Below are 21,737 nucleotides of genomic sequence, written 5' to 3'. Positions count from 1 at the left end.
GCGGGTACGTGTAACACCCCGCAATCCCTTTCGGGCCAACAATGCTGCCCAATTCCCCCAAGCGTCAGGGCACTTGGGCCAGGACGGGCCGCGGCCCGCCGAACGGCGCAGCGCGGGTACGGGGCACGTGGCCCCGTACCCGCGCCGCGGGCTCAGAGGCCGTAGCGCTGCGCCGCCTCCTTGACCTTCGACGGCTCGATGTCACCGCGGCGGGCGAGTGCCGCGAGGGCCTGGACGGTCAGGGACTGCGGGTCGACGCCGAAGTGGCGGCGGGCGGCGTCGCGGGTGTCGGACAGGCCGAACCCGTCCGTGCCGACCGACGTCCAGTCCTGCTCGACCCACGGGGCGATCTGGTCGGGCACCGCCCGCATCCAGTCGCTGACCGCGACGACCGGGCCCGGCGCGCCCTCCAGCGCCCGTGTCACGTACGGGGTGCGCTCCTCGCCGCGCAGCCGCGCCGCGTCGCACTCCATGGCCTCGCGCCGCAGCTCGGTCCAGGACGGCGCGGACCACACGTCGGCGGCCACGCCCCAGTCGTCGGCGAGCAGCCGCTGCGCGTCGAGCGCCCAGTGGATCGCGGTGCCGGAGGCGAGCAGCTGGAGCCGCGGGGCGCCGGCCGCGGCGCCGGCGGCCTCCTGGTAGCGGTAGAGGCCCTTGAGGATGCCCTCCTCGGCGCCCGCGGGCATCGCGGGCTGCACCTTCGGCTCGTTGTAGACCGTCAGGTAGTAGAAGACGTCCTCGGCGTCGGGCCCGTACATGCGCCGCAGGCCCTCGCGGACGATCACCCCGACCTCGTACGCGAACGCCGGGTCGTAGGAGAGCGCCGCCGGGTTGGTGGAGGCGAGCAGGTGGGAGTGGCCGTCGGCGTGCTGGAGGCCCTCACCGGTCATCGTGGTGCGGCCGGCGGTCGCACCGATCACGAAGCCGCGGCCCAGCTGGTCGGCGAGCGCCCAGAACTGGTCGGCGGTGCGCTGGAACCCGAACATCGAGTAGAAGATGTAGAACGGGATCATCGGCTCGCCGTGCGTGGCGTACGACGTGGCCGCCGCGGTGAAGTCGGCGAGCGAACCGGCCTCGGTGATCCCCTCGTTGAGGATCTGGCCGTCCTTCGCCTCCTTGTAGTAAAGCAGCTGGTCGCGGTCGACCGGGTCGTACGTCTGGCCCTTGGGCGAGTACAGGCCCGCGGACGGGAAGAGCGACTCCATGCCGAAGGTGCGCGCCTCGTCGGGGACGACGGGCACCCAGCGGCGGCCGGTCTCCTTCTCCCGCATCAGGTCCTTGACCAGCCGGACGAACGCCATCGTGGTGGCGATCTCCTGCGTGCCCGAGCCCTGCTCCAGCGCCTTGTACGCCTTGTTGTCCGCGGCCGGCAGCGGCAGCGGCCGCGCGGTGACCCGGCGGGCCGGGGCCGGACCGCCGAGCGCGGCGCGCCGCTCGCGCAGGTAGCGCATCTCGGCGGAGTCCTCGCCCGGGTGCCAGTACGGGACGGTGTCCCCGGCCAGCGCGCTGTCCGGGATCGGCAGCTCCAGCAGGTCGCGCATGGTGCGGAACTGCGTGAGCGTGAGCTTCTTCATCTGGTGGTTGGCGTTGCGCGACTCGAAGCCCGCGCCGAGGGTGTGGCCCTTGACGGTCTGGGCCAGGATCACCGTCGGGGCGCCCTTGTGCTCGACGGCCGCGCGGTAGGCCGCGTAGACCTTGCGCGGCTCGTGCCCGGCGCGCGAGGTCTGGAACAGCTCCAGCAGCTTGGCGTCGGCGAGCGTGCCGCCGAGCGCGCGCAGCGCCGGGTCGGCGCCGAAGAAGTGCTCGCGGATGTAGGCCGCGTCGCGAGTGGCGTACGTCTGGAACTGCGCGTCCGGCACCTCGCGCAGCCGCCGCAGCAGCGCGCCCTCGGTGTCCTGCGCGATGACCGCGTCCCACGCCGAGCCCCACAGGGCCTTCACGACGTTCCAGCCGGCGGCGCGGAACTGCGCCTCCAGCTCCTGCACGATCTTGAAGTTGGGGCGGACCGGGCCGTCGAGGCGCTGCAGGTTGCAGTTGACGACGAAGGTCAGGTTGTCCAGGCCCTCGCGTCCGGCGAGCGCCAGGGCGGCGGTCGACTCGGGCTCGTCCATCTCGCCGTCGCCGAGGAAGGCCCACACGCGCGAGTCGGAGGTGTCCTTGATGCCGCGGTGCTCCAGGTAGCGGTTGAAGCGCGCCTGGTAGATCGCGGACAGCGGACCGAGGCCCATCGAGACGGTGGGGAACTCCCACAGCCACGGCAGCCGCCGCGGGTGCGGGTACGAGGGCAGGCCGTCGCCGCCGGCCTCCTGCCGGAAGCGGTCGAGCTGCGCCTCGGAGAGCCGGCCGTCGAGGAAGGCGCGGGCGTAGATGCCGGGGGAGGCGTGGCCCTGGATGTAGAGCTGGTCGCCGGAGCCCCCGCCCTCCTTCCCGCGGAAGAAGTGCTGGAAGCCCGTCTCGTACAGCCACGCCGCCGACGCGAAGGTGGCGATGTGGCCGCCGAGGCCGAGCTTGCTGCCGCGGGTGACCATGGCCGCGGCGTTCCACCTGTTCCAGGCGGTGATCCGGGCCTCCAGCGCCTCGTCGCCCGGGTAGGCGGGCTCGGCGGCGGTGGGGATGGTGTTGACGTACTCCGTCTCCAGGAGGGCGGGCAGCGCCGGGCCGCCGCCGGGGCCGGAGGTGTCGCCGGCCGAGGCGTGGTCGAGGACGCGCCGCATCAGGTACGCGGCCCGGTGCGGGCCGGCGGCCTGGGTGACCGCGTCGTACGACGCGAGCCATTCCGCGGTCTCTTCCGGGTCCCGATCGGGGATCTGATCGAGCTGACCTGGCCGGGTACGGCCTACGGCGTCAGGCATGGGGTGCCGCCTTCCGGACGGAGGGAGGTGATGAGGAGCGAAAGGGATTCGTCGGCAGACAGGGCTCGCCCTCTGGCATCGACGATACCTCCGCGATCGATGATCGATCAATGCTGGTCAGGGGGTGAATCCAAAGTCGGCACGGGGTGCCAGCCTTCAAGGCACGCCGTGCCGTCACGGCTCCGCCTTCGAATCGTGCCGGACCCTCCGCGGACCCCGGACGATTATGCGGCCGTCGGCATGCCTATACCTGCGGAGCGCAGCTCATCACATGCGATTTGATGAGCGCGCAGATCTCCGGGTCGCGCCGCGTGAACGCGTCCACGATCTCCTGGTGCTCGGCGGCGTACGCCCGCGGCGCGGGGCTCAGCCAGCGGATCGACAGCGTCGTCCACACCTCGATGCCCAGCGCCTCCCACGCGTGCAGCAGCACCTTGTTGTGGGTCGCCCGGACGATCTCGTGGTGGAAGGCCACCGTGTGCCGGGCCTGCGCCTCGCCGTCCAGCTCGGCGTCCGCCACCCGCAGCGCCTCGACCTCCCGCTCCAGCGCCGACGGGTCCGCCGCCAGCCGCGGGGCCGCCAGCTCGGCCGCCACCTGCTCCAGGCCCGCCCGCACCGGATAGCTCTCCCGCAGCTCGGCCGCGGTCAGCCGGCGCACCCGCACGCCCTTGTTCGGCGCCGACTCGATGAGCCGCAGCGTCTCCAGCTCGCGCAGCGCCTCACGCACCGGCGTCTGGCTGACCTGCAGCTCGGTCGCGATCCGGCGCTCCACGATGCGCTCGCCCGGCTTCCAGCGGCCGCTGACGATCCCCTCCAGGATGTGCTCGCGGATCTGGTCGCGGAGGCTGTGCACGACCAGGTGGGGGACTGCGGCATGGGTCATGGGGCGCGCTCCTTCACGGGTGGCGTGCCTTAGACGATACGACGCGGAAGCAACCCTGCCTCTCACCGGACCGCATGTCAGACGGCTGCGCCCCCGCCCCGGAGACCGGGACGGGGGCGCAGCCGTGTGCTGTCGGCCGTGCGGAGCCCTTACAGGCCCAGCTCGACCTCGAACTCGCCTGCCTCCAGGATCTCCTTGACCGCCGTCAGGTAGCGGGCCGCGTCGGCACCGTCCACCAGCCGGTGGTCGTAGGACAGCGACAGGTACGTCATGTCGCGGACGCCGATCGTCGTGCCGTCCACCGTCTCCAGGACCACCGGGCGCTTGACGGTGGCGCCGATGCCGAGGATCGCGGCCTGGTTCGGCGGCACGATCACGGTGTCGAAGAGCGCACCGCGCGAACCGGTGTTGCTGATCGTGAAGGTCGCGCCCGCCAGGTCGTCCGGGGTGATCTTGCTGGCCCGGACGTTGGCCGCGAGCTCCGCGGTCTTCTTGGCGATCCCCGCGATGTTGAGGTCGCCCGCACCCTTGATGACCGGGGTCATCAGGCCCTTCTCGGAGTCCACGGCGATGCCGATGTTCTCGCTGTCGAAGTAGGTGATCGTGCCCTCGTCCTCGTTGATCCGGGCGTTGATCACCGGGTGCGCCTTGAGCGCCTGCGCGGCGGCCTTGACGTAGAACGGCATCGGCGAGAGCTTGACGCCCTCGCGCTGCGCGAACGCCTCCTTGGCCTGCCCGCGCAGCCGCATCAGCCGCGTGACGTCCACCTCGACGACGCTGGTCAGCTGCGCCTGCGAGTGCAGGGCCTTCATCATGTTGTCGCCGATGACCTTGCGCATCCGGGTCATCTTGACCGTCTGACCGCGCAGCGGGGAGACCGCCGGGGCGGCCTTCGGCGCGGCGGCGGGCGCGGCCGGGGCGGCAGCGGCGCTCGCGGCGGCCTTGGCGGCCTCCGCGGCGGCGATGACGTCCTGCTTGCGGATCCGGCCGCCGACGCCCGTGCCGCGCACCGAGCCCAGGCTCACACCGTTCTCGGCGGCGAGCTTGCGCACCAGCGGGGTCACGTACGCGCCCTCGTCCACCGGGGAGGTGGCCGCGGGAGCGGCGGGAGCGGCCTGCGGCTGGACGGGAGCCGGCGCGGGGGCCGGAGCCGGAGCCGCGGGGGCCGGAGCGGGCGCGGCAGCAGCCGGAGCCGGCGCGGCGGGGGCCGGAGCCGGGGCGGCCGGAGCGGGCGCGGGAGCAGCCGGGGCCGGGGCGGGCGCGGCAGGCGCGGGGGCGGCGGCGGGCGCGGCGCCGGCAGCGCCGACCACCGCGAGCCGGGCGCCGACCTCGGCCGTCTCGTCCTCCTGGACCAGGATCTCCAGCACCGTGCCGGACACGGGCGACGGGATCTCGGTGTCGACCTTGTCCGTCGACACCTCCAGCAGCGGCTCGTCGGCCTCGACGCGCTCACCTTCGGCCTTGAGCCAGCGGGTGACGGTGCCCTCGGTCACGCTCTCGCCGAGCGCCGGCAGGGTTACGGAAACCGCCATGGTTGCGGTTACTCCTCTGCAATCTGTGCGGATGGGTGGCGTGTTGTGAGGGTCAGTCGTGCGAGTGCAGCGGCTTGCCCGCGAGTGCCAGGTGGGCCTCGCCCATGGCCTCGTTCTGCGTCGGGTGCGCGTGGATGAGCTGCGCGACCTCGGCCGGCAGCGCCTCCCAGTTGTAGATCAGCTGGGCCTCGCCGACCTGCTCGCCCATCCGGTCGCCCACCATGTGGACGCCCACGACGGCACCGTCGCGGACCTGGACGAGCTTGATCTCGCCCGAGGTCTTGAGGATCTTGCTCTTGCCGTTGCCCGCCAGGTTGTACTTCAGCGACACGACCTTGTCCGCGCCGTAGATCTCCTTGGCCTTCGCCTCGGTGATGCCGACGGAGGCGACCTCGGGGTGGCAGTACGTCACGCGCGGCACACCGTCGTAGTCGATCGGCACGGCCTTCAGGCCCGCCAGCCGCTCGGCCACCAGGATGCCCTCGGCGAAGCCGACGTGCGCGAGCTGGAGCGTGGGCACCAGGTCGCCGACCGCCGAGATCGTCGGGACGTTCGTCCGCATGTACTCGTCGACCAGGACGTAGCCGCGGTCCATCGCGACGCCCTGCTCCTCGTAGCCCAGGTTCTGCGAGACCGGGCCGCGGCCGATGGCCACCAGCAGGATCTCGGCCTCGAAGGTCTTGCCGTCGGCCAGCGTCACCTTCACACCGTCCGCGGTGTACTCGGCGCTCTGGAAGAAGGTGCCCAGGTTGAACTTGATGCCGCGCTTGCGGAAGGCCCGCTCCAGCAGCTTCGAGCTGTTCTCGTCCTCGACCGGGACCAGGTGCGGCAGGCCCTCGACGATCGTCACGTCGGTGCCGAAGGACTTCCACGCCGAGGCGAACTCGACGCCGATCACACCGCCGCCCAGCACGATCGCCGACTTCGGCACGCGGTCCAGGGTCAGCGCGTGGTCGGACGAGATGATCCGGTTGCCGTCGATCGTCAGCCCCGGCAGCGAACGCGGTACGGAACCGGTCGCCAGCACCACGTGCCGGCCCTGGATCCGCTGCCCGTTCACATCCACCGAGGTCGGCGACGACAGCCGGCCCTCGCCCTCGATGTAGGTCACCTTGCGCGAGGCGACCAGGCCCTGCAGGCCCTTGTACAGGCCCGAGATCACGTCGTCCTTGTACTTGTGGACGGCCGCGATGTCGATGCCCTCGAAGGTGGCCTTCACACCGAACTGCTCGCTCTCGCGAGCCTGGTCCGCGATCTCACCGGCGTGCAGCAGCGCCTTGGTGGGAATGCAGCCGTTGTGCAGACAGGTGCCCCCGAGCTTGTTCTTCTCGATCAGGGCGACGTCCAGTCCCAGCTGCGCGGCACGCAGAGCGGCCGCGTAGCCGCCACTGCCGCCGCCGAGGATCACTAGGTCGTAAACAGTGCTGGCGTCGTTCGCCACGTCACGTCCTCCATGCATGGGTTCGCCGGAGCCGGTCCACCATGACCGGACGGCGGCTTTGGTTCGGCCGCTTTGTCTCAAAGGGGGGCCCTGTCGTGCCGAGACAACATCTTCGCACTTCTCGCGCCCTCGCGGGGCACCGGCCCTGCCCGACGGAACACGCGGTACGGCCCCCGACATGCCGTCGGGGGCCGTACGCGTGACACATCTCACCCGCTGCCCGCTTTTGTCAGAACCCGCCCCCGCGGCGCCCTGCGCGGGCTGTACGGGGGAGGTGACGGGCCGCGCTCAGAGCAGCTCGCCCTCCGCGGTCCGCCGGGCCAGCGCGACCAGGGTCCGTACCGCCGAACCGGTGCCGCCCTTCGGGGTGTAACCGGACGGTCCGCTCTCGTTGAAGGCCGGGCCCGCGATGTCCAGGTGCGCCCAGGTGATGCCCTCGCCGACGAACTCGCGCAGGAACAGCCCCGCGACCAGGCCGCCGCCCATCCGGACACCCATGTTGGCGATGTCCGCGGTGGGGGAGTCGAAGGTCTTGCGCAGCGCCTGCGGCAGCGGCATCGGCCACGAGTCCTCGCCCTCGGCGAGCGCGATGCCGTGCACGGCGGTACGGAAGTCGTCGTCGTTCGCCATGATCCCGAACCGGCCGTCGCCCAGCGCCAGCACCATCGCGCCGGTCAGCGTCGCCACGTCCACGATCGCGTCCGGCGACTCCTCCGAGGCCCGCACCAGCGCGTCCGCCAGCACCAGACGGCCCTCGGCGTCGGTGTTCAGCACCTCGACCGTCTTGCCGCCGTACATCCGCAGCACGTCACCGGGACGCGTCGCGCCACCGCCCGGCATGTTCTCGGCCAGCGCCAGCCAGCCGGTCACATTGACCTCCAGACCGAGCTTCGCGCTCGCCACGACCGCGGCGAAGACCGCGGCCGCGCCGCTCATGTCGCACTTCATCGTCTCGTTGTGCCCCGGCGGCTTCAGCGAGATGCCGCCCGAGTCGTACGTGATGCCCTTGCCGACGAAGGCCAGCGACCGGTTCGCCTTCGGGTGCGTGTACGCCACCCGCACCAGCCGCGGCGGCGTCGCCGAACCCTGGCCGACGCCCATGATGCCGCCGTAACCGCCCTTGAGCAGCGCCTTCTCGTCCAGCACCTCGACCTTCAGGCCGAACTCCTTGGCCGCGGCCTGAACCTCGGCGGCGAACGCCTTCGGGGTCAGGTCGTTCGGCGGGGTGTTCACCAGGTCACGCGCCCGGTTCACCTCCGCCGCCACCGCGACCGCCCGCTCCACCGCCGCCTTGAACGCCTTGTCCCGCGGCTTCGCCCCCACCACGGCGACCTCGCCCAGCGGGGCCTTGCCGGCGTCCGCCTGGTAGGCGGTGAACTTGTACGCGCCCAGCAGCGCGCCGATCCCCACCGCCTCCACCTGCGCCGGCTCGTCCGCCGGCAGCGCGTACGCGGCCTTCTTCGCACCGGCCAGCGCGCGGGCCGCCGTACCGGCGGCCTTGCGCAGCGCCTCGGGGTCGAAGCCCTCGCCTGCGGCGGGCGGCTCGCCCAGCCCCACCGCGACCACGACCGGAGCCTTCACGCCGTCCGGCGCGGGGAGCTTGGTCAGCTCACCCTCCGCGCCGCTCGCGCCGAGCGTCTCCAGGGTCGCGCCGAGCTTGCCGCCGAAGGCGGCGTCCACCGACTCCGCGCCCGGCGCGAGCACCGGGCCGCCCTTGGCGGCCTTGCTCACCCCCACGACGACGGCGTCCGCGCGCAACGCTGCGGCGGCGGAGGTACTGAGTGTCAGAGCTGTCACGGTCGGTAGGGTCCTATTCGGTCGAGGTCCGCATCGATGGCCGGTGGGTGGCCCGGCCGGGCCGTCTCCGCATCGTATTCCGCCGCACCATCGGGGCATTTCGCGGGCGACCTGCCGAGCGTACGCCGCTCCGCGGCGGGTGACGGTTCCGCTCCGTGGTGCGGTGACCGTTTTTCCGCCGCCCGGCGCCGCGGGGGCTCGCGGCTGCGCCGCGGGGCAGCCACCAGGGGCGCGGGGAACTGCGCGGCCCGCCCCACCGGCCGGTGGGGCGGAACCGACCGCAACTGCCCCTTCGGGCCGGTTGGCTACCCGCGCCCCGGTGGGGGTTGCTCGCGCAGTTCCCCGCGCCCCTGGAAACGGGTGCCCTGCGGCGCAGGCGGGGGCTCAGCGGAGGGCGAGGGGGAGGAGGGTCACCGTCAGCGCGGATTCGGCGAGGGCGCCGAAGACATCACCGGTCACGCCGCCGAAGCGGCGCACGCAGCGCCGCAGGAGCGCCTCCGCCGCGGTGAGGGCGAGGACGACCGCGAGGGCGGCCCGCAGCGGGGTGAGGCCCCCGAAGGGGGCGTACGCGGCGGCGGCGAGGGCCGCGCAGGCCGCGGGTACGGCGAGGGCCGCGGGTACGGGCACCGTCCCGGCGACCGCCGCGCCGAGGCCCTCCGGGCGGGCCGGCGGGACGCCGGCCCGGCAGGCGAGGGTGAGCGCCACCCGCGCGGTGACCGCCGCGGTCACCGCGGCCCCGCACCCGTACCGCCACCCGTGCCCGTAGCACTGCGCGACCGCCGCGACCTGCGCGAGCAGCACGAGGACGAGCACGACGACGCCGAACGGCCCCACGTCGGACTGCTTCATGACGCGCAGGGCGTCCTCCGCGGGCTTGCCGGAGCCGAGCCCGTCCGCGGTGTCGGCGAGCCCGTCGAGGTGCAGCCCCCGGGTGAGGACGGCGGGCGCGGCCACCGTGCCCACCGCCGCGAGCAGCGGCCCCGCGCCGAGCGCCCACAGCAGACCGCCGCAGCCCGCGGCGGCGAGCCCCACGACGGCGCCCGCGAGCGGCGCGGCCAGCATGCCGCCGCGGGCCGCGCCCCGGTCCCACCGGCGGACCCGTACGGGCAGCACGGTGAGGGTGCCGAAGGCGAACCGCAGGGCGTCCGAGGTGCTGGGCCGGGAGTCGTCGTTCACCGCGCGAGGTTATCCGCCCCGCCTCCCCGTCCTGCCGCGCGGGCCGCGGTGAGCACCAGGACGAGGCCGATACCGGCCAGGTGCTCGTAGCCCGCGAGATTCGGGATCGACACGACCTCCAGCACCATCGCGGCGACGATCGCGCCCGCCGTCCACCACGCGCGGTGGCGCAGCGCGACGTACACCCCGAGCGCGACGACCGCGGCGGACGGCCCGGTGTCGCGCACCAGCAGGTCCGCGTGCGGCAGGGCGAGCGGCCAGCGCGGGGACGCCCACAGGCTGTAGCGGGCGAAGCCGGTGCCGGCGAGGGTGGCCAGCAGCGCGACGGTGAGCGTACGGCGGGGGCCGATCGTCGCCTCCGCGATGCCGAAGACCACGACGACCTGGAGGACCAGGCCCCACACCGGCAGTTCGGGGTCCGGCAGGAAGAGCGACACGGGCGTGCGCAGCAGGGCCTGCCACCACGGCAGGCTCGCGTAAACGCCGCCGGCGCGCTCCACCCAGCCCGCCGTGGCCTGCCGGTGCTGGAGGATCTGGAGGACGAGGATGCCCGCGCACGCGGTGAGCGTGACCGGGACCCCGCGCAGGCCGCCCGCGCGGAGCCGTTCCCACACGTCGGGGAAGAGCTGCCGCGCCTCCGCGACGGGCCCGCGGTGCCGTGTGTCCGCCGGCTGCGCGCTGCCCGTTCCCATGGCTGGGAAGCATAAGGCGTAATGTCCTATTTATTGCATTACGCCGTGGTGCGGCGCGCCTACGCGGTCGCGTCCTCCTCCAGCGGCTCCGGCTCCGGGTCCCCGGCGGCCTCCGGAGCCTCCTCCAGGGGGAGTTCGGCGGAGAGCGCCGCCGCGGACCGCACCAGGGGGAGGGCGAGGAGGGAGCCGACGCCGCCGCCCAGGTGGAGGCCGTGGTCGAACAGCGGGTCGAGCGAGACCCGGTCCAGCGCCTTCGCCTGCCCCGGCTCGCCCGTCGTGTGCGCGGCCAGCCACCAGTCCGGGGCCCGGAAGGCGACCCGCTGGCCCACCAGCGCACAGGCCGCGCTGACGACACCGTCCAGCACCACCGGCATCCGGCGCACCGCCGCCTGCAACAGGAAGCCCGTCATCGCCGCGTAGTCGGCGCCGCCGACCGCCGCGAGCAGTGCGATCTGGTCACCCAGCACGGGGCGCGCCCGGCGCAGCGCGTCACGGATCGCGGCGCACTTGCGCATCCACCCGAGGTCGTCGATACCGGAGCCGCGGCCGGTCACCACGGAGGCGTCCGTGCCGCACAGCGCGGCGATCAGCACACCGGCCGCCGTCGTACCGCCCACGCTCAGATCGCCGAGCAGGACGAGATCCGTACCGGCGTCGGCATGCCGGTCGGCCAGGGCCATGCCGTGCCGGAAGGCCTCCTCGGCTTCCTCACGCGTGAGGGCGTCCTCGACGTCGATACGGCCCGAGCCGCGCCGCACCCGATGCGCCGTCACCTCGGCGGGCAGCTCCGCCGGATCGCAGTCCAGCGCCATGTCCACGACCTCGACGGGCACGTCGCCCATCTGACGGGCGATCACGCTCACCGGGGCCGTGCCGTCGAGCACGGCCCGGACCAGCTCGGTCGCCGTCCCCGCGGGCCGCGTGGACACGTCCAGGGCGGCGACACCGTGGTCCGCGGCGAAGAGCACCACGCGCGGCGAGGTGATCGGCCGCGCGGGCACCACGCCCTGCACGGCAGCCAGCCAGTCCGCGATCTCCGCGGCCTTCCCCAGCCCTGTCGCGGGCCGCACGAGCGAGGTCCAGCGCTCCTGGGAGTCGCGCCGGGTCCGGGCGTCGGGTCGCTCCACGAGGGAGCCGAAGTCGTCGAGTTCAATCCCACTCACCCGCCGAACGTTACCGCCCCCGTCCGGCGGGACGACCTTCCCCCTGCGCGGGGGCCGCCGCGGATGCCCTGCCGGGCACGCGTTTTCGGGGGCGCGGGGAGCTGCGCGCTGGGCCCCCACCGGGGCGTGGGTAGTGATCCGGCCCGAGGGGGCAGTTGCTGTCGTGTCCGGATCACCGGCCGGTGGTGGGTTGCTCGCGCAGTTCCCCGCGCCCCTAAACAACGCCTGCCCGGCGGCGCAGCCGTGCCCCAAAAACGCGTCCCCGGCAACGCAGCCGTGCCCCAAAAACGCCTGCCCGGCGGCGTGGCCGCGCCCCAAAACGCGCGTCCCCCGCGGGGCAGGGCGCGGCCCTGAAAACGCGTGCCCCGCGGCGGGGGGGGTGAACCCCCGGGAGGGGGTCAGCGGAGGGGGAGGGGGAGTCCGGAGACCGTCAGGAGGACATGTTCGGACTCCGAGGCGATCGCCGCGTTCAGGATGCCGAGCTCGTCGCGGAAGCGGCGGCCCGACGCCGTCGCGGGGACGACCCCCGCGCCCACCTCGTTGGTGACGGCCACGGCGGTCCGCCGGGTCGCCCGCCACGCCGTGACCAGCTCGTCCACCCGCGCCCGGACCCGGCGCGCAGCGCCCCCGCGCCAGGTCGCGTCGTCCCACGCCCCCTCCTCGTCGAGGACGTGCGTGAGCCACAGCGCGAGGCAGTCGACGAGGAGGGGCGGGCCGGCGGCGTCCGCGAGGAGGGGGACGAGGTCGCGGGTCTCCAGCGTGCGCCAGCCCGCCGGGCGGCGTTCGCGGTGGCGGGCGACGCGGTCGGCCCATTCCGCGTCGCCCTCGCGGGTGCCGCCCGTGGCGACGTACACGACCTCGGGGAAGGCGGCGAGCCGCCGCTCCGCCTCGGCGGACTTGCCGGAGCGGGCGCCACCGGTCACGAGGGTGCGGCGCGGTACGTCCGGTACCTCGTGGTAGTCCCCGGCGGTGAGCGTCGTCCCGTCGGGCACGGCCCGCGCCCCGTACGCGGCGAGCCGGCGGCCGAGTTCGGGCTGCGGGGGCGCGTCGTGGCCGATGTGGAGGGCGACGACGTCGGTCGTGCCGGTGACCGCCCCGGCCGCCCGCAGCCGGGCGAGCGCGTCCGGCCGCCCGACCGCGTCGAGCAGCACCAGGTCGTACGGCGGCTCGCCCGAGCCCTCCGTGAGGCCCGCGGGCGCGCAGCCGGGCGGCAGGTACAGCAGCCGCAGGCCCGACGGGGACTCGACGCCGTAGCCGGTGCCGGGCGCGTCCATGGCCAGCGCCCGCACCTTGTGGCCGGTGATGAGGGTGAGCCGCTGCCCGTCGGGCACCCGGGCGGGCGCGGGCAGGCCCGCGGGGATCTCCACGGCGGGCCCGTCGTGCGGGTGCGAGAGCAGCACGAGCCGCAGCCCCGCGAGGCTGTGCCCGGCTCGCGCGGCGGCCAGCGCCACTCCGGGGGTGAGGTCGAGCAGCACCACGTCGTCGACGAGTACGGCGCTGGGCGCGCGTCCCCCGTCGCCCGTTGCGAGGGCGCACGCCGCGCAGGGGCAGTCGGGGACGGGCAGGCCCGCGGGCCCCGCGGTGCCGAGCAGAGTCGCTTCCACGGACACGATCGTCTCGCGTCCGGCCGCCCCGGGCGCGCGGGGTCCGCCATGTGGCGACCGTCCCCACCCGCGCGTCCTGCGGCTACGCTGCCAGGGCAGGCCCCGTCAGCAGACGTACGAGGAGACCTACATGGCGTGGACGTGGCGGTTCGAGACGGCCGACGGCACCGCGGTGGAGCCCGCGGTGCAGCCCGAGGAGTTCACCACACAGGGGGACGCCGAGTCATGGCTCGGCCTGTACTGGAAGGAACTGCTGGAGGGCGGCGCGGAGCAGGTCGTCCTCAGCGACGGCGACACGAAGATCTACGGCCCGATGAGCCTGCACGCCGAGGTCTGAGCGCCTGAGCGCCTGAGTGTCTGAGCGCCTGGGCGCGTGGCCGCCCGGACCCGCCCGCTAGTCGAGCGAGGACAGCGTCACCTCCGCGGTCTTCGTCGAACCGTCCCGGTCGTAGGTGACCTTCACCTTCTGGCCCGGCTTCAGTTCGGCGAGGGCCGCGGTCAGCGACTGGACGGTCGTGACCGTCGTCCCGCCCAGCTTCGTGATGACGTCCCCGGACTCCAGCCCTGCCTTCGCGGCCGCGCCGCCCTTCGTGACGGCCACGACCGCGACCCCGGCGGGCTGCTGGTCCGGGCCCACCACACCGCGGACGGTCACGCCGAGCGCCGCCCGGCCGGAGTTTGTCACCTTGCCGTTCTTGATGATCTGGTCGGCGATCCGCTTGACCGCCGACGCCGGGATCGCGAAGCCGATGCCGGGCGCCGCCCCGCTGCCCAGCTGCGGGTCGGTCGCCGCGAGCGTCGGGATACCGATGACCTGGTTGTCGAGGTTGACCAGCGCGCCGCCGCTGTTGCCCGGGTTGATCGCCGCGGACGTCTGCACCATGTCCGGGATCGTCGCGCCCGTCCCGCCGCCCGACGCGCTTTCGCTCACGGTGCGGTCGGTCGCCGACACGATGCCCTGGGTGACGCTGCTGGACAGGCCCAGCGGATTGCCCATCGCCAGCACGATCTGGCCCACCGCGACCTTCGACGAATCCCCGAACCGCGCGGGCTTCAGCCCGTCCGGCGGCGAGTCGAGCCGGATGACGGCGAGGTCGTTCGCCGGGAAGGACGAGACGAGCTTCGCGGCGAGCGGGCTGCCGCCCGTGGCGAGCGACACCTGGAAGGTGGTGGCGTTGCCGATGACGTGGGCGTTCGTGACGATGTCGCCCTTGTCGTCGTAGACCACGCCGGAGCCCAGCTCCTGGTCGGTGGTGATCTGCACGACCGACGGCAGCACCTCCTTGACGGTGCTCTCGTAGGCCGACTGCAGCTCGCCGCCGCCCCCGGAGGCCGCGACCGCCGCGGCGCCCGCGGCGGGGGCCGCGCTCGTCGGGTCCTCGGCGCCGCCGCCCCCTGAGCCCCCCGAGCAGGACGTCGCCGTGCCGACGAGGACCGCTGCGCAGGCTGCGCCGGCCAGGACGCGGGGGCTCCGGAGTGCGCTCATACCCCGAGCCTCGCCCGTCCCGCGCCCCCGCACCCGCCCGCGACGTCCATCCGGGTCCCGCGCCCCTGAAAACGCTCACCCTGCGTGCCGGACGCGGAGAACTGCGCGCGCAACCACCCACCGGGGTAAGGTCGCGCGGCCCGCCGTAAGGGGCGGCGGCCCCGGGGGGCCGGGCTACGCCCGGATGCCGCAGACGTGCAGGAGCGCGGCGACCGCGCGATAGGGGTCGGTCCGCCCGGCGGTCTCCTCCGCGTCGAGGAGGGCGGCCAGAGCACCCGGCGCCGAAGGCGCCATCGCGTGGTCGGGCGCGGCGTCGGTGAAGACCCGCACGCCGTACCACGTGTGCAGCGGCACGTTGATGCCGGTGAGCGTCGCGGTGAGCGGACCGAGCCGGTCCGCCCTGGTCGCGAGCCCGAGCCGGTTGACGTACCCCTCGGAGGTGAACGCGTGCAGCGCGGAGGGGAAGTCGCCGAGCAGTCCGGGCCGCATGGCGAGCGCGTCCCCGTTGCGGACGAGCAGGGACAGCAGCCCGCCGGGTGCGAGGACCCGCGCGAGCGCGGCGAGCAGCGGCTCGGGATCGGGCACGTACATGAGCACGCCGTGGCACAGGACGACGTCGAAGCAGGCGGGCCCGAAGTGCCGGCCGGTCTCGCGGCCGTCGCCCTGGAGGACCACGACGCGCGCCTGCACCTCCGCGGGCTCGGCCATGACCGCCGAGCGCAGCACGCCGATCATCGCCGGGTCGGGTTCGAGGCCGGTGACGAGGTGCCCGGCGCGGGCGAGGCGTATCGCCTGGGTGCCCTGCCCGGGGCCGACGTCGAGCACGCGCAGCCGGCGGCGCGCGGCGTGCGCACCGCCGGGGGGCGGGTAGTGCAGCGCGAGCTGCTCGTCGAGCTGCCGGGAGACCAGCTCCTGGCGGACGGTGTTCCGCAGTCCGCCGAGGTTGCCCAGCCAGGTGTCGGCGCCGCCGTGGAAGCCGCTGGGGCCGGGGGGCCCGGCGTCCAGTCCGGCGTTCAGAGCTTGGCGCCGCGCGCGACCTGCGGCTTCGGCAGCCGCATCCGGCGCATCTGGAGCGTGCGCATCAGGCCGTAGCTGACCGCGCGCTTGGTGTTCTGGTCGGGGAAGCGCTCGGCGAGCTGGCGGCGCAGCGAGATCGCGGTGATCACCGAGTCGATCACGATGAGCACGATGACCAGCAGCCACAGGATGAGCGAGATGTTCTGGAGCGCGGGCAGCAGGCTGCCGATGAGGATGAGGATCGCCATCGGGAGGAAGAACTCGGCGACGCGGTAGCGCGAGTCGACGAAGTCGCGGGTGAACTTGCGCACGGGCCCCTGGTGAGCGGCCGGAAGATTGCGCTCGTCGCCGTTGGCCAACGCTTCACGGCGCTTCGCGAGGTCCTCGCGGCGCGCCTCGCGCGCGGCCTTGACCTGCGACTTGCGGTCGGTCGGCATGTTGAGCGCCTTGCGGCGGCCGCTCTGGGCCTCGCTGCGCTTGGGCGTGGGGCGACCCTTGGGAGCCTGCGGGTCGCGGGTCTGGTCCTCAAGCACGGTGGCTACTGCTTGGGCCTGCTCATCTGGGGTACGACGTCGGAACACATCTCCCAGGTTACGTGGTTCCGCCGCGCTACCCCAGCCCCTCACCTACTCCTCGGGGCGGGGGACACCGAACCGTGATCGTCCTTGGGGAGGAGCGCATCCGGTCCCGAACAGTGCGGTAATGGAACCAGGGCCCGTAGGCTGGGGTCTGTAGAGGTGCTGGAGCAGTTGCCGGAGAAGGGGGCGCGCGAGGCCCATGAGCGGTGTCATGAAGCGGATGGGACTGATCTTCCGCGCGAAGGCCAACAAGGCCCTGGACAGGGCCGAGGACCCGCGCGAGACGCTTGACTACTCGTACCAGAAGCAGCTGGAGCTGCTGCAGAAGGTGCGCCGGGGCGTGGCGGACGTCGCCACCTCCCGCAAGCGGCTGGAACTGCAGCTCACCGAACTGCAGAAGAAGTCGGCGACCTACGAGGACCAGGGCCGCAAGGCGCTGGCGCTGGGCCGTGAGGACCTGGCGCGCGAGGCCCTGTCGCGCCGCGCCGCCCTCCAGCAGCAGGTCACCGACCTGGAGACGCAGCACACCCAGCTCCAGGGCGAGGAGGAGAAGCTCACGCTCGCCTCCCAGCGCCTCCAGGCCAAGGTGGACGCCTTCCGTACGAAGAAGGAGACCATCAAGGCCACCTACACCGCCGCCCAGGCGCAGACCCAGATCGGCGAGGCCTTCTCGGGCATCTCCGAGGAGATGGGCGACGTCGGCATGGCGATCCAGCGGGCCGAGGACAAGACGGAGCAGCTGCGGGCTCGGGCCGGCGCCCTGGACGAGCTGATCGCCTCCGGCGCCCTCGACGACCCGTCGGGCCTGGCCAAGGACGACATCCAGGCCGAGCTGGACCGGCTGTCCGGCGGCAGCGACGTCGAGCTGGAGCTCCAGCGCATGAAGGCGGAGCTGGCCGGCGGCACGAGCACCCCGGCGATCGAGGGCGGTCAGCAGGGCCGGGACGCCCAGGGCCGGCCGCAGGACACCCCGAGGTTCGACAAGCAGTGACGACGGGCGGTGGGCCGCGCACCGGGTACGCCCGGCGGCGGACACCGCGCCGGCGTGGCCGGCCCGTCCCGCGCCCGTACGCCCCAGGCTCCGGTATCTCTCGACCCGCCCGGTCCCCGTACGCCCGCAGGGGCGCGCCGCCGTTCCCGCACTTCCGCAGCCGTACCGCCCTTTAGCCGCAATGGAGCCGCAACGGAGGAGGCCGTCATGATCGCGCGGATCATGGGGGAGGGCCAGGTGAGGTTGGCGGACGCCGACGTCACCGAGCTCAACAAGCTGGACGACGAGCTGCTCGCCGCCGTCGAGGCCGGCGACGAGGAGGGCTTCCGCCGCACCCTGGGCGCCCTGCTCGACGGGGTCCGCCGCCTCGGCGAACCACTGCCCGACGACGCGCTGGAACCCTCCCAGCTGATCCTCCCCGCCCCCGACGCCACACTCGACCAGGTCCGGGACATGCTGCACAACGACGGGCTGATCCCTGGCTAGGACCTCCCGGCGGGTGGGGCCGTCCGCGCGGCTCTCGCGCCGGGCGCTGTGGACGGGGCTGCTGCTGTGCTGCGCCCTGTCCGTCCTGCTCGCCCTGCTCGGGGTCGTCGACGGCTGGATCATGGCCCTCGTGGCGTGGGGCGGCACCGCCGTCGCGTTCGGCGACGCCCTGCGCAGCCGCCGCGCCTACGCCGCCTCCGCCGCCGAGCGGGAACGCCGCGAGGCGCTCGCCCGCGACGAGGAGGCCCGCCGCCGGGTCGCCGAGGAGCGGCTGCGCATAGCCCGTGAGCTGCACGACGTGGTGGCCCACCAGATCGCGCTGGCCAACGTGCAGGCCTCCGTCGCCGCGCACGTCATGGACCGCCGCCCCGACCAGGCCCGGCAGGCACTCACCCACGCCCGCGAGGCCAGCCGCTCCGCCCTCGACGAGCTGCGCGCCACCGTCGGGCTGCTGCGGCTGCGCGGCGAGCCCGACGTCCCCATGGAGCCCGCCCCCGGCCTGGGCCTGCTCGACCAGCTGCTCGACGGATTCCGCCGGGAAGGCCTCCAGGTCACGGTGGAGTGCCTGTCGTCGCAGGCCGGAGGGCCAGCGCCGGAGCAGCGCCCGCCGCTGCCGGTCAGCGTGGACCTCACCGCCTACCGGGTGATCCAGGAGTCCCTGACCAACGTCCGCAAGCACGCGGGGCCCGGTGCCGGGGCGGTGGTCCGGATCCGGCGCGAGTCCGGTGCGCTGGAGGTCGTCGTGGACGACGACGGCACGTCGGCCGTGCCGGCGGCCTCGGGGGTGCCGGCCCAGAAGCGCGCCGCGGCGACCGCCGCCGAGGGGCCCGCCGGGGGCGGGCACGGGTTGCTGGGGATGTACGAGCGGGCCAACGCGCTCGGCGGCGTCTGCCGGGCGGGCGCCCGTCCGGGCGGGGGGTTCCGCGTGTGGGTGCGGCTGCCCCTGGCGGGGCGGCCGTACGTCGGTGCCCCCGCGGAGGGGGCGTAGCCCCGGCCGCCGGGTTCCCCACGGGGTGGGGGTGCCTGTTTCGACGGGACCGTCCGCCGGTGGTGGGCTGGTCGCGCAGTCCCCGCGCCCCTGAAAACGAGTGCCCGGCACGGAAGAGCCCAGCACATCAGGGGCGCGTGGGGGTACCTCCCAGGCGAAGCTCTGGGGGAGAACTGCGCGAGCAGCCACGACGCGCGGAAGATCGCGCAAAGCACCTCCGGGGGCAGCCCGAGGCGCAAAAAAAGGGGGGGAGCCGGCTCACGCGAAGAGCCGGGACGGGATGAACGGATTCGGCGGGCGCATGCCCCTGAGGCAGAGATACCCCGCGGTGGACACCGCGAGGCCGGCCGCGAGGCCGACGTCCACCGCCCATTCCTGCTCGGCCGTGAGTTCGGTGACGCGTACCGCCCGCCCCTCGGGCATCGTCAGCAACGCAGCGGTCAGCAGCCGCGTGGCGAGGCGGCGCGAGGTCGCCGCGAGGGCGTGGACGCCGTGGTCGTCGGCGTAGCAGTACCCGCTGCCCGCGAGGTCGTCGACGACGAGCAGGCGGAAGTGGCGGAGCAGCTGCTCGTGGTCGGGGCCGCGGGCCCCACCGCGGGAGCGGCGGTCGACGGAGTCCATGAGGTCGCGGTGCCGCTCGGTGCCCTCGTGCACCGCGCCGTCCGGCGGCGGCAGCCGGGACGGGTCGACCACGCCGGTCAGCCGCATCGCGGGGTGCAGCGTGAAGCCCGCCCTGCGGTACGTACGGGCCGCGACGGGGTTGCGGGAGCAGCAGATGATGCCGCGCAGGCACGCCCGGCCGTGCACGAGGGCCCGTGCCATGAGCGCCTTGCCGACGCCCTTGCCCTGCGCGCCCGGCGTCACCACGAGCAGCGACAGCCCCCAGGTGCCTTCCCGGCGGGAGGAGAGCACAGCGCCGACCGGGCCCGCCGTCTCGTCCTCGGCGATCCAGCAGCCGCCGGGGTCGGTACGGGCCAGGTGCCGGGTGCGGTCGTGCTCGCGGGCGTCGGCCGGGCGGGGCGGGGCGGCGGGCCCGGCCGGGAGGGCGTGCGGGGCGGCGAAGGCCGCGGCGGTGATCTCCCGTACGAGCCCGGCGTCCGCGTCGTCGTCGCGTACCGGTCGAAGGATCACCGCCCCATCATCGCGCCCCGCCGCCGCGTACGGCAGGGTTACGGCAGCGCGAGCATCTGCTCCAGGGCGAGCTTGGCGTAGTGCTCGGTCTCGGCGTCGACCTGGATGCGGTTGACCGGCTTGCCGTCGGCCAGCGACTCCAGCGCCCACACCAGGTGGGGGAGGTCGATGCGGTTCATGGTCGAGCAGAAGCACACCGTCTTGTCGAGGAAGACGATCTGCTTGTCCGGGTGCGCCTTGGCGAGCCGCCGGACGAGGTTCAGCTCGGTGCCGATCGCCCACGCCGATCCGGCGGGGGCCGCGTCCAGCATGGTGATGATGTGCTCGGTGGAGCCCACGTGGTCGGCGGCCATGACGACCTCGTGCCGGCACTCGGGGTGCACCAGCACGTTGACACCGGGGATGCGCGCGCGGACGTCCTCGACCGACTCCAGCGAGAAGCGGCCGTGCACCGAGCAGTGGCCGCGCCACAGGATCATCTTCGCGGCCCGCAGCTGCTCGGCGGTCAGCCCGCCGCCCGGCTTGTGCGGGTTGTAGACGACGCAGTCGTCGAGCGAGAGGCCCATGTCGCGGACGGCGGTGTTGCGGCCCAGGTGCTGGTCGGGCAGGAAGAGCACCTTCTCGCCCTGCGCGAAGGCCCACTCCAGGGCCCGCCGGGCGTTGGACGACGTGCAGATGGTGCCGCCGTGCCGCCCGGTGAAGGCCTTGATGTCCGCCGAGGAGTTCATGTACGAGACGGGTACGGTCACGCCGTCCACCCCGGCGTCGGCCAGCACGTCCCAGCACTCGGCGACCTGCTCGGCGGTGGCCATGTCGGCCATCGAGCAGCCCGCGGCCAGGTCCGGCAGGATCACCTGCTGGCGGTCGGAGGTCAGGATGTCGGCGGACTCCGCCATGAAGTGGACGCCGCAGAAGACGATGTACTCCGCCTCGGGCCGCGCGGCCGCGTCCCGCGCGAGCTTGAACGAGTCGCCCGTGACGTCGGCGAACTCGATGACCTCGTCGCGCTGGTAGTGGTGCCCCAGGACGAAGACCTTCTCGCCGAGGCGGGCCTTCGCGACCCGGGCGCGCTCCACCAGATTCGGGTCGGACGGCGCCGGAAGGTCGCCCGGACACTCCACGCCGCGCTCGCTGCGTGGGTCGGACTCGCGGCCGAGCAGCAGCAGCGCGAGTGGCGTGGGCTGTACGTCCAGAGTTTCGGTGGTGGTCACGGGCCGGACGCCCTTTCTTCGACAGCGCAGACCTTTTCGTCTACTTGACGCTATCTATCATAGCCCGTTCGCGTCACATTGACGATGTCCGGACGCGTCAATGTGACGCATTCGATTCGCGGCCACCTGTGCGAGCATGGGGGGACGAACACGCCGCGGCCCCCGCCGCGGGCGCCGGAATGAATCCGGAAGGGCGCCGGTTAGCAGTCGGTAAGCCAGTAGTCCGTACAACCCGGGAGTGAGCAGATGACGGTTCAGGACGAGACCACCACCACGGACGGCATCATCCTGTCCGAGGCCGCGGCCTCCAAGGTCAAGAGCCTGCTGGAGCAGGAGGGCCGGGAAGACCTCGCGCTGCGGGTCGCCGTCCAGCCCGGCGGCTGCTCCGGTCTGCGCTACCAGCTCTTCTTCGACGAGCGCTCGCTCGACGGCGACGTGGTCAAGGACTTCGGCGGCGTCAAGGTCGTCACCGACCGCATGAGCGCGCCGTACCTCGGCGGGGCGTCGATCGACTTCGTCGACACCATCGAGAAGCAGGGCTTCACGATCGACAACCCGAACGCGACGGGCTCCTGCGCCTGCGGCGACTCCTTCAGCTAGGCCTCAGCGCTCCGCGCCGGGTGACCACCAGGGGCGCGGGAGCCGCGCACTGAGCCCACCACCGGCCGGTGGTGGGCTAGATCGGAAGAGCGACCTGTAGGGAAAGAGT

Annotated in this window: 19 protein-coding genes; 5 read left to right on the top strand and 14 right to left on the bottom strand. The window is 73.6% G+C overall.

The genetic code is table 11. The annotated features are described in order from the left end of the window. Positions 1–152 precede the first annotated feature (152 nt). The 9 genes from aceE to ACWERV_RS24720 all read right to left on the bottom strand — a co-directional run bounded on the left by aceE (position 153) and on the right by ACWERV_RS24720 (position 13,140). The gene (gene aceE, locus ACWERV_RS24760; RefSeq protein WP_452936736.1) at positions 153–2,852 is read right to left on the bottom strand and encodes a pyruvate dehydrogenase (acetyl-transferring), homodimeric type; all 2,700 of its coding nucleotides are present in this window, start codon (positions 2,850–2,852) and stop codon (positions 153–155) included. Positions 2,853–3,096: 244 nt separating this feature from the next. After that, complete coding sequence (locus ACWERV_RS24755) at positions 3,097–3,735, bottom strand: GntR family transcriptional regulator (protein ID WP_398191014.1); 639 nt, start codon at positions 3,733–3,735, stop codon at positions 3,097–3,099. A gap of 149 nt (positions 3,736–3,884) precedes the next feature. Then, a complete protein-coding gene (gene sucB / locus ACWERV_RS24750; RefSeq protein WP_452936733.1) occupies positions 3,885–5,267 on the bottom strand; it encodes a 2-oxoglutarate dehydrogenase, E2 component, dihydrolipoamide succinyltransferase in 1,383 nt (460 codons plus the stop codon). 52 nt (positions 5,268–5,319) lie between these two features. Continuing rightward, a complete protein-coding gene (gene lpdA, locus ACWERV_RS24745; RefSeq protein ID WP_398191019.1) occupies positions 5,320–6,708 on the bottom strand; it encodes a dihydrolipoyl dehydrogenase in 1,389 nt (462 codons plus the stop codon). A gap of 288 nt (positions 6,709–6,996) precedes the next feature. Continuing rightward, positions 6,997–8,505, bottom strand: a complete 1,509-nt coding sequence (locus tag ACWERV_RS24740) for a leucyl aminopeptidase (RefSeq protein WP_452936730.1) — start codon at positions 8,503–8,505, stop codon at positions 6,997–6,999. Positions 8,506–8,889: 384 nt separating this feature from the next. After that, entirely contained in the window at positions 8,890–9,681 is a 792-nt protein-coding gene (locus ACWERV_RS24735; RefSeq protein ID WP_452936727.1) for an adenosylcobinamide-GDP ribazoletransferase, read from the bottom strand. Continuing rightward, positions 9,678–10,373 carry a hypothetical protein gene (locus tag ACWERV_RS24730; protein WP_452936725.1) on the bottom strand — a complete coding sequence of 232 codons (696 nt, stop codon included), beginning with the start codon at positions 10,371–10,373 and terminating at the stop codon, positions 9,678–9,680. Before ACWERV_RS24730 ends, ACWERV_RS24735 begins: the two co-directional genes overlap by 4 nt. 59 nt (positions 10,374–10,432) lie before the next feature. Next, on the bottom strand, positions 10,433–11,536 hold the full coding sequence (gene cobT / locus ACWERV_RS24725; RefSeq protein ID WP_452936722.1) for a nicotinate-nucleotide--dimethylbenzimidazole phosphoribosyltransferase: 1,104 nt from the start codon (positions 11,534–11,536) through the stop codon (positions 10,433–10,435). A gap of 398 nt (positions 11,537–11,934) precedes the next feature. Further along, on the bottom strand, positions 11,935–13,140 hold the full coding sequence (locus ACWERV_RS24720) for a bifunctional adenosylcobinamide kinase/adenosylcobinamide-phosphate guanylyltransferase (protein ID WP_452936719.1): 1,206 nt from the start codon (positions 13,138–13,140) through the stop codon (positions 11,935–11,937). A 130-nt stretch (positions 13,141–13,270) separates the two neighbouring features. Here ACWERV_RS24720 and ACWERV_RS24715 point away from each other — a divergent pair, with 130 nt between their 5' ends. After that, entirely contained in the window at positions 13,271–13,477 is a 207-nt protein-coding gene (locus ACWERV_RS24715) for a hypothetical protein (protein WP_031520807.1), read from the top strand. A gap of 57 nt (positions 13,478–13,534) precedes the next feature. Here ACWERV_RS24715 and ACWERV_RS24710 read toward each other — a convergent pair whose 3' ends face one another. From ACWERV_RS24710 to ACWERV_RS24700, 3 genes are all read right to left on the bottom strand, one after another. After that, entirely contained in the window at positions 13,535–14,626 is a 1,092-nt protein-coding gene (locus ACWERV_RS24710) for a S1C family serine protease (protein WP_452936716.1), read from the bottom strand. 174 nt (positions 14,627–14,800) lie between these two features. Beyond that, positions 14,801–15,577 carry a class I SAM-dependent methyltransferase gene (locus ACWERV_RS24705; protein ID WP_452936842.1) on the bottom strand — a complete coding sequence of 259 codons (777 nt, stop codon included), beginning with the start codon at positions 15,575–15,577 and terminating at the stop codon, positions 14,801–14,803. 62 nt (positions 15,578–15,639) lie between these two features. Next, a complete protein-coding gene (locus ACWERV_RS24700) occupies positions 15,640–16,224 on the bottom strand; it encodes a DUF3043 domain-containing protein (protein WP_452936713.1) in 585 nt (194 codons plus the stop codon). A gap of 196 nt (positions 16,225–16,420) precedes the next feature. On the opposite strand from ACWERV_RS24700, the gene ACWERV_RS24695 reads away from it, so the two are divergent. From ACWERV_RS24695 to ACWERV_RS24685, 3 genes are all read left to right on the top strand, one after another. Beyond that, positions 16,421–17,212, top strand: a complete 792-nt coding sequence (locus ACWERV_RS24695) for a PspA/IM30 family protein (RefSeq protein ID WP_398191043.1) — start codon at positions 16,421–16,423, stop codon at positions 17,210–17,212. Between the two features lie 207 nt (positions 17,213–17,419). Next, positions 17,420–17,698, top strand: a complete 279-nt coding sequence (pspAA, locus tag ACWERV_RS24690) for a PspA-associated protein PspAA (RefSeq protein WP_452936710.1) — start codon at positions 17,420–17,422, stop codon at positions 17,696–17,698. 13 nt (positions 17,699–17,711) lie between these two features. Next, positions 17,712–18,686 (top strand): sensor histidine kinase, encoded by a 975-nt coding sequence (locus ACWERV_RS24685; protein ID WP_452936708.1) that lies wholly within the window; start codon positions 17,712–17,714, stop codon positions 18,684–18,686. 258 nt (positions 18,687–18,944) lie between these two features. On the opposite strand, the gene ACWERV_RS24680 is transcribed toward ACWERV_RS24685, so the two are convergent. Together ACWERV_RS24680 and nadA are read right to left on the bottom strand one after the other, a co-directional pair. Continuing rightward, positions 18,945–19,817 carry a GNAT family N-acetyltransferase gene (locus tag ACWERV_RS24680; protein ID WP_452936706.1) on the bottom strand — a complete coding sequence of 291 codons (873 nt, stop codon included), beginning with the start codon at positions 19,815–19,817 and terminating at the stop codon, positions 18,945–18,947. 38 nt (positions 19,818–19,855) lie between these two features. After that, positions 19,856–21,028 carry a quinolinate synthase NadA gene (nadA, locus tag ACWERV_RS24675; RefSeq protein WP_398191053.1) on the bottom strand — a complete coding sequence of 391 codons (1,173 nt, stop codon included), beginning with the start codon at positions 21,026–21,028 and terminating at the stop codon, positions 19,856–19,858. A 246-nt stretch (positions 21,029–21,274) separates the two neighbouring features. On the opposite strand from nadA, the gene ACWERV_RS24670 reads away from it, so the two are divergent. Further along, complete coding sequence (locus ACWERV_RS24670) at positions 21,275–21,628, top strand: HesB/IscA family protein (protein ID WP_031520826.1); 354 nt, start codon at positions 21,275–21,277, stop codon at positions 21,626–21,628. The last annotated feature ends 109 nt before the right edge of the window (positions 21,629–21,737 follow it).

This window comes from Streptomyces sp. NPDC004031 (assembly GCF_053604375.1).
Note: the sequence above shows the minus strand (reverse complement) of the source record. Positions and strands in the feature narration are given on the sequence as shown.

Coding starts and splice junctions, on each gene's coding strand:
- ACWERV_RS24695 (WP_398191043.1), top strand. CDS start 16,421: ATGAGCGGTGTCATGAAGCGGATGGGACTGATCTTCCGCGCGAAGGCC.
- ACWERV_RS24710 (WP_452936716.1), bottom strand. CDS start 14,626: ATGAGCGCACTCCGGAGCCCCCGCGTCCTGGCCGGCGCAGCCTGCGCA.
- sucB (WP_452936733.1), bottom strand. CDS start 5,267: ATGGCGGTTTCCGTAACCCTGCCGGCGCTCGGCGAGAGCGTGACCGAG.
- ACWERV_RS24730 (WP_452936725.1), bottom strand. CDS start 10,373: ATGGGAACGGGCAGCGCGCAGCCGGCGGACACACGGCACCGCGGGCCC.
- ACWERV_RS24670 (WP_031520826.1), top strand. CDS start 21,275: ATGACGGTTCAGGACGAGACCACCACCACGGACGGCATCATCCTGTCC.
- aceE (WP_452936736.1), bottom strand. CDS start 2,852: ATGCCTGACGCCGTAGGCCGTACCCGGCCAGGTCAGCTCGATCAGATC.
- pspAA (WP_452936710.1), top strand. CDS start 17,420: ATGATCGCGCGGATCATGGGGGAGGGCCAGGTGAGGTTGGCGGACGCC.
- ACWERV_RS24755 (WP_398191014.1), bottom strand. CDS start 3,735: ATGACCCATGCCGCAGTCCCCCACCTGGTCGTGCACAGCCTCCGCGAC.
- ACWERV_RS24715 (WP_031520807.1), top strand. CDS start 13,271: ATGGCGTGGACGTGGCGGTTCGAGACGGCCGACGGCACCGCGGTGGAG.